The organism is Marinitoga sp. 1197, from assembly GCF_001021165.1.
Classification (GTDB): domain Bacteria; phylum Thermotogota; class Thermotogae; order Petrotogales; family Petrotogaceae; genus Marinitoga.
The window spans coordinates 22,971-46,270 of record NZ_AZAY01000024.1 but is presented as its reverse complement, the minus strand read 5'-3'; the positions used below and the strand labels follow the sequence as shown (position 1 = coordinate 46,270).

The following is a 23,300-nucleotide window of genomic DNA, read 5'->3' as shown; positions in this document are numbered from 1 at the left end:
CTCTCTTCTTACTTCCGCTGGGTGTCTCTGTTCACTTGTCAAGGAGCTTCCTTTTCCTTCTCGCGGCTCTTCGTCCGCGTCCGAGTATATATATTACCACCTTTCTTCTCTTTTGTCAACTTACAATACTGTTAATTTTGTTAATCGTTAGTGAATTGATGTCTTTTTCTTTTATAATCAATATTTTAATCTTTTGCCATTATTACATATCTTCTTAACTTTTCTATATCTTCTTGATCACCTATAACCATAAGTGAATCTTTTGGTTTTATTTTAAAGTTAGATTTCGGATTATATTTTGCTTTTCCATTTCTTCTAATAGCCATTACAATTATATCAAGTGTTTTTGAAATTTCTAATTCTCCAAATTCTTTTCCTACCATCCAGCTATTTTCTGGTATTCTTATTTCTGCAAATCCAAACGTTTCTCCAAAATCCATTTGTGTACTTTCAATAAAAGACAATACATTGGGTTTAGCCACCATCAACGCCATTCTTTTTCCAGTTATTTCCGGCGGAAGTATAACATTATCCACACCTGCATATAACAATTTCCTCAATTCTTCAGAACTTGTGGCATTTGATACAATATATAATGACGGGTTTAATGTTTTGGCTGTTAGGGCTATATATAAATTATCTACATCACTTGGAGAGGTTAATAATAACCCCTTTGCTTCAAAGATTTTTGCTTTTATTAATACATCCTCATCTCTTGCATCTCCAATTACAAAATTTATATTTTTATATTCATCCTTTTCAATTAATTTATCCATTCTATCCTGATTTTTTTCTATAATTATATAAGGTGTTTTCGTTTTTATAAATTCATCAATAATATATTTTCCAGTTTTTCCCCCACCTACTATAATATAATGATTCGTTATATTTTCTATACGTTTCATCATTTTCAATATTCCTCCTATCTTTTTAAAATCCCCTTCCACAAACAATGCTGTTAGTGAAGAAATTAAATATAAAACAACAGAAATACCGGAAAAAATTAAAAATGCATCGAATATTATGGTTGCTCGAGAAATATTTTCTGGCATACCATACCCAACGGTTGAAAGAGTTATCGCCGTAATATAAAAAGACTGAAAAAAATCCCATCCTTCTAATATCATAAATCCTATAATCCCAATAAAAAATATTATAACTATTATTAACAACGAAAAGGTTATTTGTTTAAATATTCTTTTATATTCTTCCATATTATTCCCCCTAAATATATGGTCTAGCTTTTTTATAATAATTAAACTGTTCTTTTAAAAATTTGTTTTCTATATAATTTTCCAGTGTATTTCTTAAATATTTTTTTATTGTTTCATCTGTTATTCCTATTTTTTCAAGTCCTGCTTTTATTTTTTTTATGTCTCCTTTATTTTTTATATATTCTTCATTTACCGCTAAAAACAAAAAATATTTTACTCTATAATTATCCAAAGATATTCTATCTTTTATAGTATTAAAAACCATTATGGGGTTTACCTTAGTATTTAATGATATTCTTTCTATCGCATTATCATATTCATTTCTATCTTTTTTATTGTATATCTTTAACATTATATTTTCATCATATTCAATAGAATCCTTTTTAGAAAATATATGTTTTAAAAAGCGGTATATTTCTTTCTCTATATCATTTATTTTTTCATCGTGTAATTCTAGATCTTCTACATATTCTTTTTTTAAATAATTTATTATAGAAGGGATTTTCACAATTTCTCCGTTTTTTAACCAGCCTGCTGGATATCCTTCTTTATGAAAAATCTCTCTTATTGTACTTTTCTTTAATCCATACATTTGAAAGATTATTTTTTCTACAAGCGCTTCAAGCAATAATATATATGTATCAAGTAAATCTTTTTCATATATTTTTTTTAATGCTCTTTCTTCAAAACTTCCTTTTAAATTTTGATGTAAAGGCGACCCTTTATAATGAAATTCTAAAGGTGAAAAATCTGTATTTTGTTTTTTAATTATAATTATCATTTTAACTATATCTATTAATAAATCTCTTTTTTTGTTTTCATTTACCAATCTTGTTGCTATTGGAATTTGTTTTAAATCTCCCACTTCAAGATCTACACTTCCTGCAATAAATTTATATAAATAAAAAGCAAGTTTACTATTAAGAAATCCTAATAAAGCATATTTTAAATCGTCATTTTTAATAAATATACTGCTTCCTTTACAATCAAAAAGAAAATTTTTAGGCAGCGATCTAAATGTCGGGCCTTTTGACGTTGTCATAGAATATGTAATTCCTGGTTTAAAATAATACTGTTTATTTGGCAAGTGATTTCCCATTTTCTTTAATATATTATAGTTTTCCTCATCAAAAGCTATTACCCACCATAAATTACCAAACCATTTATTATACGGGCCTCCTTTAACATAAGGTACCCATTTTTTCCTATCAATTTTATGATTAAAGCTTATCTCATTTTTTGGTACCTGCCAATGATATCTTAAAAATCTTTTATTATCACCTGTCGCAATACCCTGCCTTACGTCTGCAAATTTTATTAATTTATCATATTCAAATATTTTTTTTATTTCATCATTTATCCAGTATACAAAAGGTATTCGTGGAATTTTTTTAAATTCTTTCTGATTTTCTTTGAAAACTCTTTTTGTTTTTTCATTTTTATATATTTTTTCAATTATTTTATTTAATTCATTCTTTTTTTTCTCATATGATACATCATTGAGATTTATATATATACCTTTCTCTTCATTTGTATTATTCTTTCTAAAAATAAACATAGCGGTATCAACGAGCACATCCTCAAATACCCCACCTAATCCAAAATGCACCAAACTTTCTATATGCATATTTTTTATTATAAACTTTCTTAATTTTTCATAACTACTTATAAACATAAATGTCTGTGGAGTTATCATTCCCATTAAACCATTCTCAAGTAAAAATTCATAATTTCTTTTTATAAAAGCTGCGTATAAATTTTTTCTAAAATCAAAATATTTTTCTCTAATTAATTTTCTTAAAGAAGGTGTGTAATCATGAGAATCTGTATATGGTGGGTTTGAAATCACTATGTCGAAATTTTTTATAAGAATACCGAAGAATTTCTTCAATTTATCTACATAATACTTTTCAAGATGTGTTTTTTCTTCAAATAAAGGTATTATCTTTCTCTTTTGTAAATTTTTTATTTTTTCTTTAGATTTATTACTTAAGATTATTAAACTTCCTAATTCTTTATATCCTTCAATTTCATCTTTTACACTTTCATATACATCTCTTAATATATTATCCTCAATATCATTTGAATTTATCATTTCAAAATCTGTTGAAATAAGATTAAAATCTAAATCCCCTTTATAACCATCGCTCAACGCCTTAATTTTTAATACCAGTTTGGCAATTTCTATTGAGCGTTCATCTATATCTATTCCATATATGTTTTTTTCTATAATATTTTTTATATATACATATCTACTATACCCTTTTCTTTCATAAAATTCTTTAAGCCTATCATATACTTTTATTAAAAAATGTCCACTTCCACATGCTGGATCTAAAATTTTTATTTCTTCTAATTTCTTTATATTGTTTCTTTTCTTATACTTTATTTTATATTTTTCTGCTATTTCCTGATCATCATATATTTCACAATAATATTTAGTTAGAGTATTATCAACAATATATTCCACTACCCATTCTGGTGTGTAAAATTGTGATTGTTTAAATAATCTGGATCTTTCTTCATCTAAATTATAATATTGATATGCCCAACCAAGAATATCCTCCTTATGCCAATCCTTTACATTATTGATCTCTTCGAATATTTTTTGTAATATATTTTCTTCCATTTCAATTTCATAGATTTCATCAAAAAGTTCTGGTATATATTTTTTTAATTCATTAAAATCGCGTTTTTCTTTTAATATTTCTTTTTCTTTCAACATTTTTAGGGATATTATTTTATTTAAATAATTAAATGTATAGTTTTCAATATATTTTTTCCGTTTTTCAACGTACTCATTGGAAAACATCTCTTTTAACATATCAAATGTATTTTTGTTTACAATTTCCTTATTAAAAAAAGGTTTATATTTTGTTTCATAAAAACCCATTTGATTTAATTTTAAATCAATAGATTTTTTTATAAGCGTTTTTATTTTTTTTATTGTGATTTTTAAATTTTCGTACATATAAATCCCCCAGGCTATCTCCAATTAATTGTTTTTCTTAATTATTTTTTATTTAACTATTTTTATCTTGATTATTTTTCTCTTAATTGTTTTTCAACCAAAAATATTCTTAATATGTAATTTTTCTCTTCTATATTCTCTTCTTCCGCATTTACCAGATAATATTCTATATAATTAGTGGAAAAATCTTCATTCATAAATAGATACATATTTTTTGATAATTTATATACTTTATCCATATCACGTAATATAAAATTTGTATATTTTGCTTTAATATTTATCGTTTTCTCAACATCCCCTGTTTTTAATCTTTCAGGTAAATCTGAAAAATTTATTTTCTCAAAATTTCCCATAAGAAATTTTGAGAAATATACATCATATTCATCCTGCAAATCAGTTGGAACTTTATAAAAAGTATATATTTCCCCATTTTTTCTTATTAAAATATTTTTTATTCCTCTTATATAAAATGATGGAAAAGAGATTAACAATGCATCATCTAATTCCCTCACATTAAAATATCTAAATGCCTTTTCATGTAATTCTTTATCTTTATATTTAATAATAAAATTTGTTTCATCTATTTTTTCTATTTTTACTTCGCCATATTTTGTTTCAATTATTTTTTTATTGGAATATATGTTATACCAATTTGCTTTTTCAATCTGTAATGACGGTAATATTTTAAATTCATTTAAAACCTTTTCATATTGAGACCATATAAACCATATAATAATATAAATACCAAACATAATTGCAAAAATAATTAGTAATGATTTGGCGCCTTTTTTTCTCTCTTCTTTATTAAGTAAATTATTCATATTCTTACCCCCAGATTTTATATCCATTGGTTATTGGCATTCTTCTGTCTTTTCCAAATGCCCTTTGAGTTATTTTTATTCCTGGTGCTCCCTGACGCCTTTTATACTCATTTAAATCGACAAGTTTTATTACATATTTTACTGTTTCAATATCATATCCATCTTCAACTATTTCATTTATACTCATTTCATACTCTATATATCTTTCTAAAATTGCATCGAGTATTTCATATGGCGGTAATTTATCTTGATCTGTTTGATCTGGCTTCAATTCTGCAGATGGTGCTTTAATAAATATATTTTCCGGTATAATCCATTTGCCTTTAATTTTATTAAAATATTCCGCAAGTTTATATATTTCTGTTTTATAAACATCTTTAATTGGAGAAAATCCACCTGCCATATCACCATATAATGTAGCATAACCTGTTGCAACCTCACTTTTATTACCAGTAGCAAGCGCTATATACCCAAATTTATTTGAAAACGCCATTACTATTGTCCCTCTAATTCTAGCCTGAATATTTTCTTCTGCTACATTCATGGGTAAATCTTCAAATGCAACCTTTAATTCTTTTAATAAACCTTCAAATGTTCTTCTTATCGGTATTGTATGAGTTTTCATTTCAAGATTTTTTGCTAATAATATCGAGTCTTCTATACTACCTCTCGATGAATATTGTGACGGCATTAATACACCTAAAATATTGTCACTTCCAAAAGTATCCGCTGCTAAAGCCGTAACGAATGCGGAATCCATACCACCGCTTAATCCCAAAACAACCTTTGAAAAACCGTTTTTATGAATATAATCTTTAAGTCCTAATTTTAAAGCTTTATATATTTCTTCATATTTTTCCATTAAGTTAACCCTTTTATTGCCTTTTAATATTTTTCTCTTTTTATTCGGTTCTTTTTCAATTATTTTAATCTCAACATTATGATTATCATATAATAGATGTCTTCTTTTTCCTTCTCTTAAATTTGCCCTTGTAGATGATATGGGATCTATATCTATAAAATCAACTTTTTCATCAAAAAGAGGTAATGAATGTTCAATTTCACCAAATGGATTTATAACAACACTTCCACCATCAAAGACAATTTCATCTTGTCCTCCTATTAAATTTGTATATACCAGCCATGTTGAAAGTTCTGCTGCTCTTGTTTTTAACATTTCCAGCCTGCTTTTTGGCTTTTCTTTTGTATATGGTGATGCCGACAAATTAACAATTACGTGAGCACCCATTTCAGCCAATTCAACAGCTGGTCCATTTGGAACCCATATATCTTCACAAATTGTAACTCCTATCTTTAAACCATTTTTCAGCTCAATCATCAGAGGTTGTTTCCCAGGAGAAAAATATCTTTTTTCATCAAATACTGAATAATTTGGGAGATATATTTTATGGTATTTTGCTTCTTCTTTTCCATTGTATATTACATATGCTGTATTATATGCATCAACCTCAAAATCAAGATTTCCAATTATTGATATTACATCACTACCATATGTATAATCAATATATTGTTTCAAAAAATTTCTTGAATCATTTAAAAATCCTGTTTTCAATACCAGATCTTCTGGCGGATATCCGGTCAAGAATAATTCAGGAAAAATCAACAAATCAGCTTCATTTTCCTCCGCTAATTTAAAGGCTTTTTTGGCTTTATTTAAGTTTTCATTCAGATTTCCAACATGCGAATTTAATTGTGCAATTCCAATTCTAAGTCTCATAATTCCACTCCTTTTTGCTTTTTTAATATTATAACATAATTTAAGTCTTTTTTAAGATATTTATGCTATAATACTCTTGAACATTTTGAAATATTTATAGTCTAATGGATAGGATATTTTATATTTCTAAAATTAGAAAGAACTAAAAAAGATTTGTAATTGGAGGTGGTTGTGTGTTTTTTTATCCATTCTGGTTTGATCCTACATTTATTATTTTATTACCGGGTTTAATATTGTCTTTAATAGCTCAGGCATCTGTACAATCAACTTTTTCAAAATATTCTAAAGTTATTTCTTCAACAGGTGAAAACGGTGCAGATTTTGCAAGAAGAATGCTTGATAATCTTGGACTATATAATGTAAGAGTTGAAGCTGTTTCTGGTTTTTTAACAGATCATTATGATCCGAGAAATAAAGTTTTGAGACTATCTTCTGCCACTTATTCAAGCAGGTCAGTTGCTGCTTTAGGCGTAGTCGCCCATGAAGTAGGACATGCTATGCAACATCAGGAAAATTATTTACCATTAGTTTTAAGAAACTTTTCCGTTCCATTTGCTTCTATTGGATCAAATTTATCATGGATTATTTTTATAATAGGATTCCTTTTTTATAGTCAGACATTAATCCAACTTGGTATTATATTATTTTCTTTTGCAGTATTATTTACTATAATAACATTACCAGTCGAATTTAATGCCAGCGCGAGAGCTATAAAAATCCTCCCTTCAATGGGTATGCCAATATCAGAAGTATCACATGTGAAAAAAGTATTGGGTGCTGCTGCTATGACATATGTTGCTTCTGCTGCCATGGCTATTTTACAATTACTAAGAATGCTTATGTTAGCAGGTATCGTTGGAGATAGAGATTAAATAACTTTATAACCCGACATTATGTCGGGTTATTTTTATACTAATATTAAAATTTTTTTTATTATTAGTAAATAATCTTATTTATTTAAGAGTAATAATCTATAATACTTTTTTTTCATACTTTTTTTTCTAATATAAATATGTTATATTTTAATTAGTTGCTTGAAGCAAACAACTAATATTAGGAGTGATCTATATGGTAAAAATCACTGATTCATTGATAAAAGTATTGAATTTTATATGGAAAAAAGAAAAAACATACTTAATGGAAATTTCAAAAGAAACAGGTCTTGAAAAATCAACTGTTTCCAGATCTTTGAATAAATTAAAAAATTTAAACTTAATAAAAAAAGTTGATGAACTTTCAGCTTCTCCACTTGGTGGAAGAAAAACTTCTATTTATTCATTCAATTTTTCTATTGGATATATTTTAGGTATTTCAATAGAACAGGATGGCCTTGAATTTGTTTTAACAGATTTACAAGGAATTATAATTTTTTCAAAAAGAAAAAATATAAAAATAGACAAAAACAATATCGTAAATGAAATTATCTCTATTTACAGTCAATTTGACGATTATAAAATTTTAAGTGTTGGTATTTCACTTCCAGGTATAATTAATTCTTCAAATGGAATAATTGTATATTCTAAAGCTTTAAATATTGAAAATTTGGATTTATCAACAGCATTAGAAAAAGAAATTGATGTTCCTGTATTTATAGAAAATGATAGTAATTGTGGAGCCATTTTTTTTAATTTGAAATATAAAGATAAATCACATAATATTTTATATTTCCATATTTCAATTCCATATTTCGCTACAGACCATGTTGGACTGGGTATAGGTATTGTTATTAAAAACAAATTATATCATGGAAGCAATAATTGTGCTGGAGAAGTAGAATTTAAAATCCCTTTAATAAATACAAATGAAAATATTTCTTTCACATCTATTTTAAATGAAGATATAGATACATTAATAAATAATAGTAGAGATTTTATTAACATATATTCAAAAAAACTTGGTGATTATATTAGTATTTTTGATCCAGATAATATCATAATTGGGGGTAATATTACTCTTTTAAATGAAAAATTTTTAAATATTTTTATTGAAGAAATTAAAAAAAATATTTTCATTCCAAATATACGAAAATTGCATATAAATCATATATCTCCAGAAGACTATCTTACTTCTCGTGGTGCTGTCTCTATAGTTTTACATAAAATGTTTTCAAATAAACGCGGTACTGAACATTTTTTAAAAATTTATTTGATGAAAAGAGGCGATATTAAATGAATTATAAATATGGAAAATTGTTTTTTCTTGGTTTTCCAGGCGGAATTGATGATGAAGCTTTAAATATAATTTTAAAGTATAAACCTGCAGGTATAATTTTATATCCAGGAAATATGAACAGTATTGAAGAGTTGCAGATTTCTATGGATAAATTATATTCTCTTAATATTCCTTTACTTATTTCATCTGATCACGAAGGTGGTCAATTGGAAACTGTTCCAGGAATCTTATCTTCACCAGGAAATTATGCTATTGGAAAAACAAATGAGCCAAATATTGCTTATAAATATGCATTTTATCTTGGAAAAAAATTGAAAGAATTTGGTTTTAACATGGTTTTTTCTCCCGTTCTTGATGTTTTACATAAAGATTCAAGTGCAGTTACTGGATTCAGAATTTTTTCTGATTCTCCAGAAAAGGTTTCTATATTTGGAACACAATATATAAAAGGATTAAATGATGCTGGTATTCTTTCAACTGCAAAGCACTTCCCCGGCCACGGAAAAGCTACTCATGATTCTCATGAAGAAACTCCAGTTATTGATAACTTTTCTTTTAATGATTATGATTTATTACCTTTTGAAAATGCTATTAAAAATGGCGTTGAAATGATTATGACAGCGCATATTATATACAAAAATCTCGATGAAGATTTGGGTACAGTATCTAAAATCATTTTAAATGACCTGTTAAGAAAAAAATTAAATTATAATGGATTAATAATTAGCGATGCCATTGAAATGAAAGCATTTTATAATAACTATTTCCCTGATAAAGGTGTTGAATTATTTTTTAATAATGGTGGAGATATTTTGATGATTGCTGAAGCTAAGAAAAATTTTAAACCTATTTATACTTCTTTTATTAATCTCATTGAAAATAAAAAAATAGACACAGAATCCATTAATTTGAAAATAAAGAAAATAAATGAAATTCAAAAAAAATATTTTAATGAAAATTATGAAGGAAAATTTTTAACCGATATTGCTAAAAAATCCTTAAAAATAAATATAAAAAAAGATTTTCATATAAATTTGGATACAGATAAAGTTTCTATCGTGATACCTGAACCTAAAAATTTAAGTCAGGCTGATACCACTGCTAAAGATTTAGAAAAATTAGAATCTTTATTAAATTTAGAATTTAAAAATACAAATATTTTTAAATATAACCCTTTAAATGGAGAAACTTATTCAGAACTACCAAAAAATTCTAAGGTTATATCTTTTGTCCTTGATTCTTTTAGATTTCCCGAACAATATAAATTGCATAAAAAAATTAAAAGTTTAAATAAAGATATTATATATGTAATTATAAGGAATGATCAGGATGAAACCTTATATAAAGATGAATCTTATATAATTACTCATTCAACAAAATTAATATCAATATATAATGCCATTAAGGCTATTAAAAAACTTTAGGGGAGGTATTTTTATGAAAAAGTTATTTTTGGTAATCCTTTTAAGTGTATTGGTTATTTTCGCATTTGGTAAAACAAAGATTACATTCTGGGGATTTATGTTAGATGATGAATCTTCTGCTAAAATCCTCGGACAATTTATGAAAGAGAACCCTGATATTGAAGTTGAATACGTACAACTTGCATGGTCAAATGGTTTTGACAAAATTGTCACAGCAATTGCCGCAAATAATGCACCTGATCTTGTAGAATTAGGTAACACATGGGTTGCAAATTTCGCAAGCAACAAAACTATTATGAATATGGATGACTATTATTCAAAAGTTAAAGATAAGTATTTTGGCTGGGATTCTGTAAAATATGATACTCACTATTGGGCATTACCATGGTTATTGGGAACAAGGGCATTATTTTTTAATTTAGATTTATTTGAAAAAGCCGGACTTGATCCAAATAATCCTCCAGAAACTTGGGAAGAATTATACGTAGCTGCAAAAAAAATTAATGAACTTGGTGATGATATTTACGGATATGGTATGTGTGCAGGAGAGAATTTCAGCCCATGGCAACAATGGTTCTTGCCAGCAGTTTGGGGAAATAATGGTTCTATTCTTTCAGAAGATTTTAAAAAAGCAAGACTATATTCAACAAAAGTTATTGAAACTGCTGAATTCTATAAGGCTTTATCTAAATATTCTTTAAAAACAAAACAAGCTGATCTTGCAAAAGCTTTTGGAGAAGGCAAGGTAGGAATGTATGTAAGTGGCGCATGGGATATTTCTGGAATAGAAAAAAATTATCCAAATGTTGTTTTTGATGTTGCATTATTGCCAAAACCAACAAAATGGAGTGGATACCATGCTTCATTTGCTGGTGCTGAAGTTTTAGCTGTAACAGAACAATCAAAAAATAAAGATGCTGCTATGAAATTAGCTGAATTTTTATTAAGATCTGATATTGCTATGCAAGTTACAAAATTAGTTCCTTCTGTATTTCCATCAGTTGTAGGTGCTGATAATGATCCATGGTTTGAAGATCATCCTATGCATCAAGTTTTTTATGAACAAAATAAATATGCAAAACCTGCACCATCACACCCTCAATGGTTTAAAATACAACAATATTTAACAGAGGCTATTGAAAAAATTATACTTGAAAATGAAGATATAAATAATACTCTAAGATTTTATAATTTAAAAATTCAACAGGTATTAAATCATTAAAAGAAAAACCCTGCGCAGAGCCACCTGCGCAGGTTCCTAAGGAGTTGAAAAAATGAAAAAGAAAACAAAATACAATCTTGAAACTCTTATATTACTATCTCCATATTTGATTCTATTTGCAATTTTTGGGATATTTCCCATTGCCTATTCTTTTTTTATGAGTTTTACAAATTATACAGGATTAAATCCTCACTATGATTTGATTGGACTATCTAATTATATAAAAGCTTTTAATGATGAAATATTTTTAATAGCCTTAAAAAATACTTTTATTTTTGTTGTTGGAACAATTCCTTTTACAACGATATTTTCACTTTTACTTGCTATCTTAATAAATAGCAAATTATTACCTGTAAAAAATTTATTTAAAGCTGGATTTTTTTTACCTTCTGTAATTTCAATGGTTGTAATATCGACAATATGGATGTACCTGTACAGTGCTAATGGCTTTTTTAATAATATGCTTACTCTTTTAGGATTTAAATCTCTTGGTACAAGTTGGTTGGCCTCAACAAAAACTGCTCTAATTTCAATTATGATAATGGATATATGGGCAGCTATTGGATATTATACCATATTATTCTTAGCAGGATTACAAAGTATTCCAAATGAAGTTTATGAAGCTGCTTCTATAGATGGTGCAACAAAAACTCAAACTTTTTTTTCTATAACTTTACCATTATTAAAACCAACTATGTTTTTTATAATTTCTTTAAACACTATTAGGTCTTTTCAAATATTTGCTGAAATTTTTACTATGACTGAGGGAGGCCCCTCAAATTCAACTCAAACTGTAGTTCATTATCTTTATGAAACTTCATTTAGGCAATTTGATATGGGATATGCCTCTGCTATAGCTTATATATTAATGGCTATTATTATGATTTTTACTGTAATTCAAAAACATCTTCTCAGGAGTGATATATAATGAAACGATTTATATTTTTATTTTTTATGTTTATATTACTTATAATTTCTTTATTCCCTTTATTAACAATGTTCTTTACAGCTATTGTACCTCAGGGGAATCTAAATAATATTGTTACAGAAAAATTTTTAAATGATTTTGAAACAAAATATATTAGATATATAAAAAGAAAAATTAAAACTTATAATGGAACAAAAATAAGTATAGTTAAAGATTCTCCAGTTTCAACTCAAAGCTTAAAAATAGAAATTTCTCCTGAGAAAAATCAAAAAGTTGCTCTGTTAACAGGCGACCTTGATTTAAGAATATCAAAAGGGATTGAATTATATGCAAAACTCCCAGACATTGATGATTTCAATATAGAATTTTATGATATTGATGGAAATTCCTACTCATTTCCAATTGAAATAAATGGTGATTTAAATAAATGGGATAAAATTTTTATTTCTTTGACTAACGTTAAAAAAATAGATCTTAAACATATAACAAAAATAGCATTTTCTTTTTATTCTAAAAAAAGTGCTTATATTTATATAGATGATATAAAGATTAAATATAAATTTCCAACTCTAATGAATTTTGTTATCGTATGGAAGGAAAATAATTTTGGAAGATACATGTTCAATAGTTTGTTAATTGCTATTCTTGTTGTATTAGGAAATATTATATTTTCCACAACTGTTGCTTATGCATTTGCACGAAGAGAATTCTTTGGGAAAAATTTTTTATTTCTAATTGTATTAGCTACAATGATGATTCCTCCTCAGGTAACTATAATTCCAATATTTATTTTAATGAAAAATTTTGGATGGATAGATACATATTATTCCCTAATTATTCCTTTTTTAGTTACACCATTTGGAATATTTTTATTAAAACAGTATATAGAACAATTACCTATTGAATTAGAACAAGCTGCATATGTTGATGGCGCTAATACATTTCAAATCCTTTTTCATGTAATATTCCCACTTTCAAAGCCAGCTATAGCTGTAATGGGGATAAATACCTTTATTACATCATGGAACATGCTTTTTTATCCTTTAGTAATGACTTCCTCAAAAAACATGAGAACAGTTCAAGTTGGTCTTGCTTTATTTCAGAAATTCAATCAAGTCGATTGGCCAATATTAATGGCAGCATCTTCTATAATAGGAATTCCTGTAATAATAGCATTTCTAATATTTCAAAAACATATAATTTCTGGAATAACTCAAGGGGCGGTGAAAGGATGATTGGTAAATATACTATAAGGGAAATAGAAAGAATACCAGAATTATTAGAAAAAGCTGATAATTTTAATTTTTCATTTACAAAAAGTAAAAAATACGTTTTTGTAGGATGCGGTTCTTCTTATAATCTTGGTTTTATAACTTCAAAAATTTTAAACACCCATGGATATTGTTCTTCGACTATATCTGGAGGTGAAGCAATTGTTTTTAATAAAGTTCCAAGTGCTGATATATCAATATTCATATCAAGAACTGGTGAGTCAACTGAAACAGTAAAAGCTGTACAAATTTTCAAGAAAAATAATATTAAAACTATTGGTATTACATGCACCCCAAACTCTTCATTAACAAAAATATGTGATGAGTCATTTATATTTGATTTTGCAAATGAAGAAAGTGTAGTTATGACTGGATCTTTTATATTTATTTTAAATTTCCTATTAAATGGTATTCAACACAATAATTTATCAGAAAAAAGTTTTAATGTTCTTAACAATTCTAAAACTTTAATAGACTCTTTAAATTTAAAAGATTTCAATCATTTTATCTTTCTTGGATTTGATGAACAATACGGAATTTCAAAAGAAGGTGCGTTAAAAATACAGGAAATGGCCATTCAAAATGTAGAATTTCATGAGCCACTTGAATACAGACATGGACCAAAATCCACTTTAACAGATAGCACTCTTGTAATAATAAATTCAAAAGATACAAGAGAAGAAAAAATACTTGCTGAAGAACTTAAACTCTTAGGTGCAAAGGTTATATTCATAGGTAAAAACGGCGATATAAATATAGATTATGACTCAGGATTTGAAAGTCCTTTAAAAATGATTTTTCCACAGTATCTTGGATATAAAAAAGCTATAATTGAAAATCTCAATCCTGATAAACCGAAAAATTTAAGTAAATCTGTAATTTTGGATTAATCTGTTATATTTAATTGTGAGGTTAGAATATGATTATCGATAATATATTAATCGTTGATCCTATTGACGGTGAATATACTGGTAAAATAATACTATCTGATAATAAAATTAAGAAAATTTTAAAAGAGAAAAAAGAATATGAATATATTCTAATGCCTGGTTTTGTTGACACACATACACATGGCTATAAGGGTATTGATACAATGAATTCATCCATTTCTGATATAAGAAGTTGGGCTGAACTCAACTTTTCTCATGGTATAACAAAATTTTTTCCAACAACCGTATCTGCATCAATAGAAACACTTAAAAGGATAACAAATAAATTTTCACCTGTATTATCTGCAGCTGGTATTCATTTAGAAGGACCTTTTATAAATAAAACAAAAAAAGGCGCTCAAAATGAAAAATTCATTCATTTACCTGAAATAGACATTATTGATAATATAATTAATGAGAAAGTAAAACTAATAACAATGGCACCAGAATCTAAAAATTTCTTTGTTATAGCTGATTATTTAAAAAACAAATCTATTATAATATCTCTTGGACATTCAAACGCTGATTATATTACATTTAAAAAAGCTATATTACATGGAATAAATAGAATAACGCATTTTCCTAATGCTTTAAAAGCTCTTCACCATAGAGAAATTGGAGGAGTCGGTGCTGGGCTGCTTGAGAATTTCAAAATAGAATTAATCGTTGATAATATACATATATCTGAAGAATTTATAAAATTGATTTATAAAATAAAAAATATAGATGATATTATCTTAATAACTGACTCTATTTCAGCTACAAACTTAAAAGATGGCATTTATTCTTTAGGCGAATTAAAAGTTACTGTAAAAAACAAAAGAGCTACTTTAGACAATGGAACTATTGCTGGCAGCACCTTAACCTTTGATGAAGGGGTTAGAAATTTTTATTCTATAACCAATTGTTCTTTAAAAGAATTATCTAAAGTTTCATCCTATAATGCATTACAAAATTTAAATATAAAAAATGAAGGAAGAATAAAAGAAGGATATATCGCAAATTTTGTTATTATGGATAAAAATTTAAATGTTATAAAAACTATATTTAATGGAGATATTGTATATAGAAAAATTTAGACAAATTATTATATACACAAAAAAGCGGAGAAATTATTATTCTCCGCTTTTTGTTTCTTTGGTAAATTTGAATATTAAATATACTATCGTTAAAAAAAAATCCCTATTCTCATTTTAGATTAGACATTTCTTTTTGTGCTTTATTTAATGCTTCTTCTGGGCTTAATAATCCCTTTAATACCATTAAAATATATCTTCTTAAAATCTCAGAAAATTTATTATATTCTATTAGATAAGGTCTATTTACTGCATTTTTTAATTCTAAAATTTTTTTATAATTATACTCTTTTTCTTTTATATACCCATCATACATGCTTTTAAATGGTGGAATTTCATAATTAAATTTTTTAAAAAATTCTTTTTTTGTAAGTATTCTTATAGCATTAATAGACTCTTTAATTTTCTTTGTATTTCTAAGTATTGCGAGGCCTTGATATCCGCTTACAGAAACCGTTTCTTTCTTTTTTAAAATTTCATTAGATACAGGAATTAGCTCCAGTGACCCTTGTTCTACTATTTTAGAATATCTCTCATCTTCCATATATCTTAATTGATATGTCCAATTAGTAGTAAAAGCTGCATCACCATTTAAAAATATATTTAAAACATCATCTTCTTTAAATTCTAAAGACATGGGATTAATTAATTTTTCATCTAACAAATGTTTCATAAAATTAAGAGCCTTTACCGCTTCAACTGTATTTATCTTTAGTTTTCCATTTTTATAATAGTCTCCTCCAAAAGCGCCTAAGATCCATGTAAATTCACATGTTAATGCTTCCTTATTTAACCAGGAATCTACTATTGGATATTCTAAAATTCCCTTTTCTTTAATAATTTTTGCTTGATGTACCATCTCTTCTAAAGTTTTTGGAGGATTATCAAAACCAGCTTTTTTCAATATTTCTTTATTTACAAAAAAATGCTGTGTATTTACAAGATATGGAATAGCCCATATTTTTCCATTATATTTAAACTGATCTAATATATAATCAGGAATATCTTTATAATATTCTTTGCTTATTAAATCATCTAAAGGATACAACATATTATTACTTGCTAATTCAGGTATCCATATCAAGTCAACTAAAACAAGATCATATAATGGTATAGCCGAATTTATTGATATTTTTAAATTTTCATGCATTTCTTCATAAAATTTAAACGTAACCTCTATATTAGTTGCTTCTCGAGATATATAATTTGTTAAATCCTCAGGTTGATATCCCGCCTGATACATATATAAAAAATTTATGCTAAATATTAAAATATATATACTTATGAATAGAATAAAAACAAGGATTCTTTTCATTATATTTCCCCCTGCAGTTTTTCATATTTTTTTAACTTATATTGCAATGTCCTTAAACTAATCCCCAATACTTTAGCTGTTTTTGTTTTATTTCCTTCATATTTTTTTAATGTATTTAAAATTACTTTTTTTTCTATTTCATCAAGTGTCATTGATGAATATTCAAAATCTTCTTTTTTATTGTTATTTATAAAAAATACACTTATATCAGATTTCTTAATTATTTTATTTGTATCAAATATGATAAATATTTTTTCGACAAAATTTCTAATTTCTCTAATATTTCCTGGCCAATTATAATTCATTAATATATCAAAAGCATCTTTTGAAAATTTAATCTCCCTTTTATTATACTTTTTTGAATATCTTTTATTAAAAAATTCTATAAAAATCGGAATATCTTCTTTCCTTTCTCTTATTGGGGGTATATTTATATTTATTACATTCAATCTATAATACAAATCCATTCTAAAATTACCCTTTTTTACTTCTTCTTCAAGATTTCTATTAGTTGCCGATATTACTCTAACATTAACATTGATTTCTTTGGTTCCTCCAACTCTTTCAATTGTTCCATTTTCTAAAACTCTTAAAAGCTTACTTTGAATTTCCAATGGAAGTTCTCCAATTTCATCAAGAAATATTGTTCCCTGATCTGCAAGTTCAAATTTCCCTGGTTTAAATTTTTCAGCACCGGTGAATGCTCCTTTTTCATAACCAAATAATTCAGATTCAACTAAATCTTTAGGTATTGCTGCACAATTTACTATGATAAAGGGTTTATTCTTTCTTTTACTAAATCTTTGAATATATCTCGTAAAAACTTCTTTTCCTACACCTGTTTCTCCAGTTATTAATAAATTAGCATCTGTTTCTATTACCTTATTTACTATTTCTATTAAATTTCTCATTATCTCAGATTGACCTATAACAAAATCCCCTTTTATACTTTCTTGAACAATATATTTTAATTTTGAATTTTCCTTCTCTAATTTAATTTCATCATACGCCTTTTCAATTATAAAGAATAATCTTTTTAAATCTATAGGTTTTTTTATAAAATCAAAAGCTCCTGATTTCATTGAATATACAGCATCTTGAACATCACCAAAACCGGTCATTACAACAACTTTCAAAAAAGGATTAACTTGAATAAATTCTTTAATTAAATCTGTTCCTTTTCCATCTGGCAAAATCATATCCAATAATAAAATATCATAATCATTTAAATCATATTTTTTAGAACTTTTTAAATCATGACATAATCCAACCTCATAGCCTTTTTCTTTTAAAAATCTTTTCAAGATATCAGCACTATTTTTATCATCTTCTATTATCAAAATACTTCTCATAATATCTCCTCACTTTTAAATTCTAAAATGAATTTTGTTCCAGATTTCGAACTTTCAAACTTTATTTCTCCATTTAATTCTTTAACTATAGAATGCACAATAAATAAACCTATTCCATTCCCATATTTTTTAGTTGTAAATGGTTTTTTGAAAACATTATTTTTTAATTCTTCTGGTATTCCTTCACCATTATCTTCAATAATAATCTTTATCTTTTCATCATTTTTATCAATATTCACATTTATTTTTTTCTCACCTTTTTTATTCTCCAAAGCCTCTATAGAATTATTAATAATATTATAAAATAATTGATTAAGTCTTTGTGGATTTGCTTTAACCAAAATATTTTCATGTGATTTCTTAAAATCTATTTCTATTGAATTCTCTAAAAGTTTATATTTCAATAAATTTAAAATTTGAGATATCACATTATTAATATTTATATATTTTTCTTCTGACTCAATAATAGCTTTAGAAGAGAGTTCTCCAACTATAGAATCGATAATCTTTATTTGTTCAATTATTATATCGCTAATATTTTCTATTTTCTTATTTTCTTCAAATTCCATTTTTAAATATTGCAAATTAAGATACATTGAATTCAACGGATTTCTTATTTCATGAGCAGCAATTCTCCCAAATTTTTCTTTTTCTATTAATTTTTCATTTAAAGAATATAAATTATTCATTTCTTTTTCTAACGATATATCCCTTATTAATACTAAAAATGACCCATTATTTAAATATTGCCTTGTTATTTCTATTAATTTTTGTTCTCCTTTCATCTCTAATGAATATATTCTATTATTTGACTCTTTTATTTCCTGATCACCAATTTCTTTCAAAATCTCTTCTCCAAGAGAATTTTTGATTTTAATACTACCATCTATATCAAAAAATATTATCCCTTCATATAAGTTCTCTACTAAATATTTCAATGTATTTTTTTCTTTTTCTAAATTTTTTATATTATTTTCTATTTCTTTCTTCATGTTAATCAAATTTTCTGACAAAATATTTATCGATTCTACTAATTCTTTATATCTATTATTTTTATTCTCTAACTTAATTTTTGTATCAAAATTACCTTTAGCTATTTTAGAAATAGCCCTTATAGATTGTTCTAAAGTTCCAATATCTTTCCCAAAATAAAATAGAGCAAAATATATTAGTAATGGAGATAATATTATCCATATTATTAAAGCAGTATTTAAATTTAATGATATATTTTCAAAGAAAATATCTTTAATTTTATTTTGAATAGCATTTAATTGCGATATATCAAAAGACAAAACTAATATTAAATCTTTAGAAAGATAATAAATTTTTGATGGATATTTATAATTTCCAGAAATAACAAATCTATCTTTTATTTCAAATTCTTTATAAAATGATTGTTTTTGAAATAGTTTATGTTTTTTTCCAATTATTGAGATAATTGATATTGAAGAATAATTTAAAGAATCTAAAAAATATCTATCAATTCTTTTTGATGAGAAAACTGAAACATTATTTTTTGAATATTTTGCAATCATATAAATAGAATTATCATCTTCAAAAAAACCTTCTTCAATATCCTTTATTTTAGCAAAATCACCAATATCAATAGTTTTATCACCATCTACAACGATTCTAACACCATCAATATCTGAAGAATTTAATAATTCATTTATATATATTTTTAAAGTGTTTAACAATCCGTATTTTGCATAATCTATTATTCTTTGATTTTCTAAGATATTTTTAGAAAAATTTTTTAACATTTTTTGCTGATCATAAAAACTATTTATAGTTGTTGGATATATTTTATTAACCATCTCAAAACCAAAATCATCAATGGTTGTCTTTGTATATTCGGAAAGTTCATTAAAAAGATTTTTCGTAATATAAATTTTATTAAAAATCGTAGTAATTATAGGAAAAATAGCAAAAATTAATATGATTAAAACGAATCTTCTTTTTAAAGTCATTATTCCACCACCAATTTTTGCATACTATATGCAAATTTTGCATATCAATTATATAATCAAAAAAATATTTGTGCAATTTTTGCATAAAACTATAAGATATGGTTACTCATATTTAAAATCTGTGATAATTAAAAATCTTTAATTTTCTTAAATTAATATTAAATTTTCTATAAATTGGCACGGTGTTGCTAATATTTATTTTGGATAGAATATCCTTTATAATAATCCAAATATTTCAAGGTGGAGGTGTAGTAGATGAAAAAGTTTTTATTAGGTATTTTAGTTGTTTTGGCTATTACCATTTATGCTGTTGACGTAGGTATTGTTCTTCCAACAAAAGATGAACCAAGGTGGGTTCAAGATGAAACAAGATTTAGAGAAGCTTTAAAAGATACAAACTATTCCGTTGAAGTTTTATTTAGTCAAGGCTCACCAGCAAGAGAAAGACAAAATGTTGAGGCTTTATTGTCAAAAGGTATAAAAGTACTTATTATATGTCCTCAAGATGCTATTGCAGCAGCTGGAACTGTAGAAATGGCAAAAAAATCTGGGGTACAGGTAATTTCATATGATAGATTAATATTACAAACAAAAGCTGTTGATTATTTTGTAACTTTTGATAGTGTTGAAGTTGGTAGAGCGCAGGGAAGATTTTTAGTTGAGCATGCTACTGGTAAAAATAATCCATTATATTTATATGCTGGTGCATTATCTGATAACAACGCATTTTTATTCTTCCAAGGTGCCTGGGAAATTTTACAACCGAAAATTGCTGACGGAACATTTAGAATTATAAATTCTTCTGAAGCTGTTAAATTACAAAATAAAAAAGAATTAACACGTGAAGAAATGGCAAAAATTATTGCTCAGGTAACAACTGATTGGAGTTTTACTGTTGCAAGAAGAAAAGCTGAAGATAATTTAACAAGAGCTAAAAAAACAGATAAAGGTACAGTATTTATATTAGCTCCAAATGATGGTACTGCAAGAGCAATTGCTGATGCATTTAGACAAGATAGAGCTGTAAAAAAATATTATGTAACCGGTCAGGATGCAGAAAAAGCATCAATTCAATATATTATTAACGGAAAGCAATCAATGACTGTATTTAAAGATGTTAGAATTCTTGTTAAAGATGCTATTAACTTAGCTCAATTCCTTTTGAAAGGTGTGGAGTTAATTACTCCTCAATCATACGACAATGGAGCAAAAATGGTTCCTGCAATTCAATCAGAAATTCAAGTTGTTACAAAAGATAATGTAAAAGAGATTTTAATCGATTCTGGTTATTATAAAATGTCTGATTTCAGATGGTAATTTATTAAAAGGGTAGTGATAATCACTACCCTTTTTAAAAAGTGAGAGGTGATTTTTTTGAGTGAATATATCCTTGAAATGAAAAATATTACTAAAGAATTCCCTGGGGTAAAAGCTCTCGATAATGTAAATTTCAAAGTAAAAAAAGGAGAAATACATTGTTTGGTTGGTGAAAATGGTTCTGGAAAATCCACATTAATGAAAATTTTAAGCGGTTTTCATACGCATGGAAGTTATACAGGTCAAATTATTTTTGAAGGAAAAGAAATGAAATTTAAAAATATATACGATAGTGAAAAAGTTGGTATTGTTACTATTTATCAAGAATTAGCATTAATTCCTGAATTAACAATTTATGAAAATATTTTTTTGGGCCATGAAATAAAAAATAACGGAGTAATTGATTGGAACAAAACTATTTCTGAATCAAAAAAAGTGTTAAAAAAGCTTGGATACAACATGGATACTTCGAAGAAAGTAAAAGAATTAGGTGTTGGTTTACAACAAATCGTTGAAATTGGAAAAGCCTTAAGCAAAAATGTTAAACTGCTGATTTTAGACGAACCAACTTCTTCATTAAATGAAACTGATAGTGAAAATCTTTTAAGAATAGTGAAAGAATTAAAAAATCACGGCATAACCTCTATTTTAATATCACACAAACTTAAAGAAGTTTTAGAAGTTGCTGATACAATCACCATATTAAGAGATGGCTTAACTATAACAACAATAGAAAATAAAAATATGACAGAAAATGATATTGTTAAATATATGGTTGGAAGAGAAATAGAAGATATTTATCCGAAAAGGCATCATATGATTGGAGAAAAGTTATTTGAAATCAAAAATTGGAAAGCCTATGACAAAAAAGATGGAAAATATGTTGTAAAATCTGCCAACTTTTATGTAAAAAAAGGAGAGATTGTTGGCATTGCTGGATTAATTGGAGCTGGAAGAACGGAGCTTGCGCATAGCATTTTTGGGAATCCAGATAATTATATAATCGATGGAGAATTATACTTTGAAGGTAAAAAACAAAAATTCAGATCTACATCTGACGCAATAAAAGCTGGTATTGCTTATGTGTCTGAAGACAGAAAAGGTAATGGATTGATTCTTGATTTTGATATAAAAACAAATATAACAATCGCAAATCTGAAAAATATATTAAAAAACATATATGTTGATGAAAATGAAGAAATTATTATCTCTGAAAAATATAGAAAATCTCTTAAAATAAAATCTCATAGCATTGAACAAAAAGTTCTTAACTTAAGCGGCGGAAATCAACAAAAAGTACAATTAGCAAAATGGTTATTTGTATCTCCAAAATTATTGATTTTAGATGAACCAACAAGAGGTATAGATGTTGGTGCTAAACATGAAATATATACAATAATGAATAAACTCGTTGAAGAAGGTATGAGTATAATTATGATATCATCAGAATTACCTGAAGTATTAGGTATGAGTGACAGAATTTATGTCATGGCCGGTGGAAAAATAGTTGGAGAATTAAACAGTCAAGAAGCTACACAAGAAAAAATAATGACTATGGCTGTAGAATATTAGGGAGGAAA

The 23,300-nt window shown here is 26.2% G+C and carries 17 protein-coding genes; 10 read left to right on the top strand and 7 right to left on the bottom strand.

All coding sequences use genetic code 11. The features are described 5' to 3' along the window. Window positions 1-185 precede the first annotated feature (185 nt). The 4 genes from X275_RS07505 to X275_RS07490 form a co-directional block, all read right to left on the bottom strand. The gene (locus X275_RS07505; RefSeq protein ID WP_047268247.1) at window positions 186-1,214 is read right to left on the bottom strand and encodes a potassium channel family protein; all 1,029 of its coding nucleotides are present in this window, start codon (window positions 1,212-1,214) and stop codon (window positions 186-188) included. 10 nt (window positions 1,215-1,224) lie between these two features. Next, window positions 1,225-4,185, bottom strand: coding sequence for an Eco57I restriction-modification methylase domain-containing protein (locus X275_RS07500; protein WP_047268246.1), 2,961 nt, complete (start codon window positions 4,183-4,185; stop codon window positions 1,225-1,227). Between the two features lie 71 nt (window positions 4,186-4,256). Next, window positions 4,257-5,006 (bottom strand): hypothetical protein, encoded by a 750-nt coding sequence (locus X275_RS07495; RefSeq protein ID WP_047268245.1) that lies wholly within the window; start codon window positions 5,004-5,006, stop codon window positions 4,257-4,259. Window positions 5,007-5,010: 4 nt separating this feature from the next. Further along, on the bottom strand, window positions 5,011-6,747 hold the full coding sequence (locus X275_RS07490) for an NAD+ synthase (RefSeq protein ID WP_442914813.1): 1,737 nt from the start codon (window positions 6,745-6,747) through the stop codon (window positions 5,011-5,013). Between the two features lie 170 nt (window positions 6,748-6,917). Here X275_RS07490 and X275_RS07485 point away from each other — a divergent pair, with 170 nt between their 5' ends. The 8 genes from X275_RS07485 (at window position 6,918) to nagA (ending at window position 15,769) form a co-directional block, all read left to right on the top strand. After that, entirely contained in the window at window positions 6,918-7,616 is a 699-nt protein-coding gene (locus X275_RS07485) for a zinc metallopeptidase (protein WP_047268243.1), read from the top strand. Between the two features lie 196 nt (window positions 7,617-7,812). Beyond that, window positions 7,813-8,916 (top strand): ROK family transcriptional regulator, encoded by a 1,104-nt coding sequence (locus X275_RS07480; RefSeq protein ID WP_047268242.1) that lies wholly within the window; start codon window positions 7,813-7,815, stop codon window positions 8,914-8,916. Further along, the gene (locus X275_RS07475) at window positions 8,913-10,340 is read left to right on the top strand and encodes a glycoside hydrolase family 3 N-terminal domain-containing protein (RefSeq protein ID WP_047268241.1); all 1,428 of its coding nucleotides are present in this window, start codon (window positions 8,913-8,915) and stop codon (window positions 10,338-10,340) included. The genes X275_RS07480 and X275_RS07475 overlap by 4 nt, the downstream gene beginning before the upstream one ends. Window positions 10,341-10,353: 13 nt before the next feature. Next, a complete protein-coding gene (locus tag X275_RS07470) occupies window positions 10,354-11,562 on the top strand; it encodes an extracellular solute-binding protein (RefSeq protein ID WP_047268240.1) in 1,209 nt (402 codons plus the stop codon). A gap of 52 nt (window positions 11,563-11,614) precedes the next feature. After that, entirely contained in the window at window positions 11,615-12,490 is an 876-nt protein-coding gene (locus tag X275_RS07465; RefSeq protein ID WP_047268239.1) for a carbohydrate ABC transporter permease, read from the top strand. Beyond that, on the top strand, window positions 12,490-13,725 hold the full coding sequence (locus tag X275_RS07460) for a carbohydrate ABC transporter permease (protein ID WP_047268238.1): 1,236 nt from the start codon (window positions 12,490-12,492) through the stop codon (window positions 13,723-13,725). The genes X275_RS07465 and X275_RS07460 overlap by 1 nt, the downstream gene beginning before the upstream one ends. Continuing rightward, the gene (locus X275_RS07455) at window positions 13,722-14,651 is read left to right on the top strand and encodes an SIS domain-containing protein (protein WP_047268237.1); all 930 of its coding nucleotides are present in this window, start codon (window positions 13,722-13,724) and stop codon (window positions 14,649-14,651) included. The genes X275_RS07460 and X275_RS07455 overlap by 4 nt, the downstream gene beginning before the upstream one ends. 29 nt (window positions 14,652-14,680) lie before the next feature. Beyond that, window positions 14,681-15,769 (top strand): N-acetylglucosamine-6-phosphate deacetylase, encoded by a 1,089-nt coding sequence (nagA, locus tag X275_RS07450; RefSeq protein ID WP_047268236.1) that lies wholly within the window; start codon window positions 14,681-14,683, stop codon window positions 15,767-15,769. Between the two features lie 109 nt (window positions 15,770-15,878). On the opposite strand, the gene X275_RS07445 is transcribed toward nagA, so the two are convergent. The 3 genes from X275_RS07445 to X275_RS07435 are packed head-to-tail and all read right to left on the bottom strand — an operon-like array spanning window position 15,879 to window position 20,403. Next, window positions 15,879-17,081, bottom strand: coding sequence for an extracellular solute-binding protein (locus X275_RS07445; RefSeq protein WP_047268235.1), 1,203 nt, complete (start codon window positions 17,079-17,081; stop codon window positions 15,879-15,881). After that, window positions 17,081-18,433 carry a sigma-54-dependent transcriptional regulator gene (locus X275_RS07440; RefSeq protein WP_047268234.1) on the bottom strand — a complete coding sequence of 451 codons (1,353 nt, stop codon included), beginning with the start codon at window positions 18,431-18,433 and terminating at the stop codon, window positions 17,081-17,083. Before X275_RS07440 ends, X275_RS07445 begins: the two co-directional genes overlap by 1 nt. Beyond that, entirely contained in the window at window positions 18,430-20,403 is a 1,974-nt protein-coding gene (locus X275_RS07435) for a sensor histidine kinase (protein WP_047268233.1), read from the bottom strand. The genes X275_RS07440 and X275_RS07435 overlap by 4 nt, the downstream gene beginning before the upstream one ends. A 255-nt stretch (window positions 20,404-20,658) precedes the next feature. Between X275_RS07435 and X275_RS07430 the strand changes: the two genes are divergently transcribed. Continuing rightward, window positions 20,659-21,720: a sugar ABC transporter substrate-binding protein gene (locus X275_RS07430; RefSeq protein ID WP_047268232.1), complete on the top strand. Its 1,062-nt coding sequence runs from the start codon at window positions 20,659-20,661 to the stop codon at window positions 21,718-21,720. Window positions 21,721-21,777: 57 nt separating this feature from the next. After that, window positions 21,778-23,292 (top strand): ATP-binding cassette domain-containing protein, encoded by a 1,515-nt coding sequence (locus X275_RS07425; protein WP_047268231.1) that lies wholly within the window; start codon window positions 21,778-21,780, stop codon window positions 23,290-23,292. The last annotated feature ends 8 nt before the right edge of the window (window positions 23,293-23,300 follow it).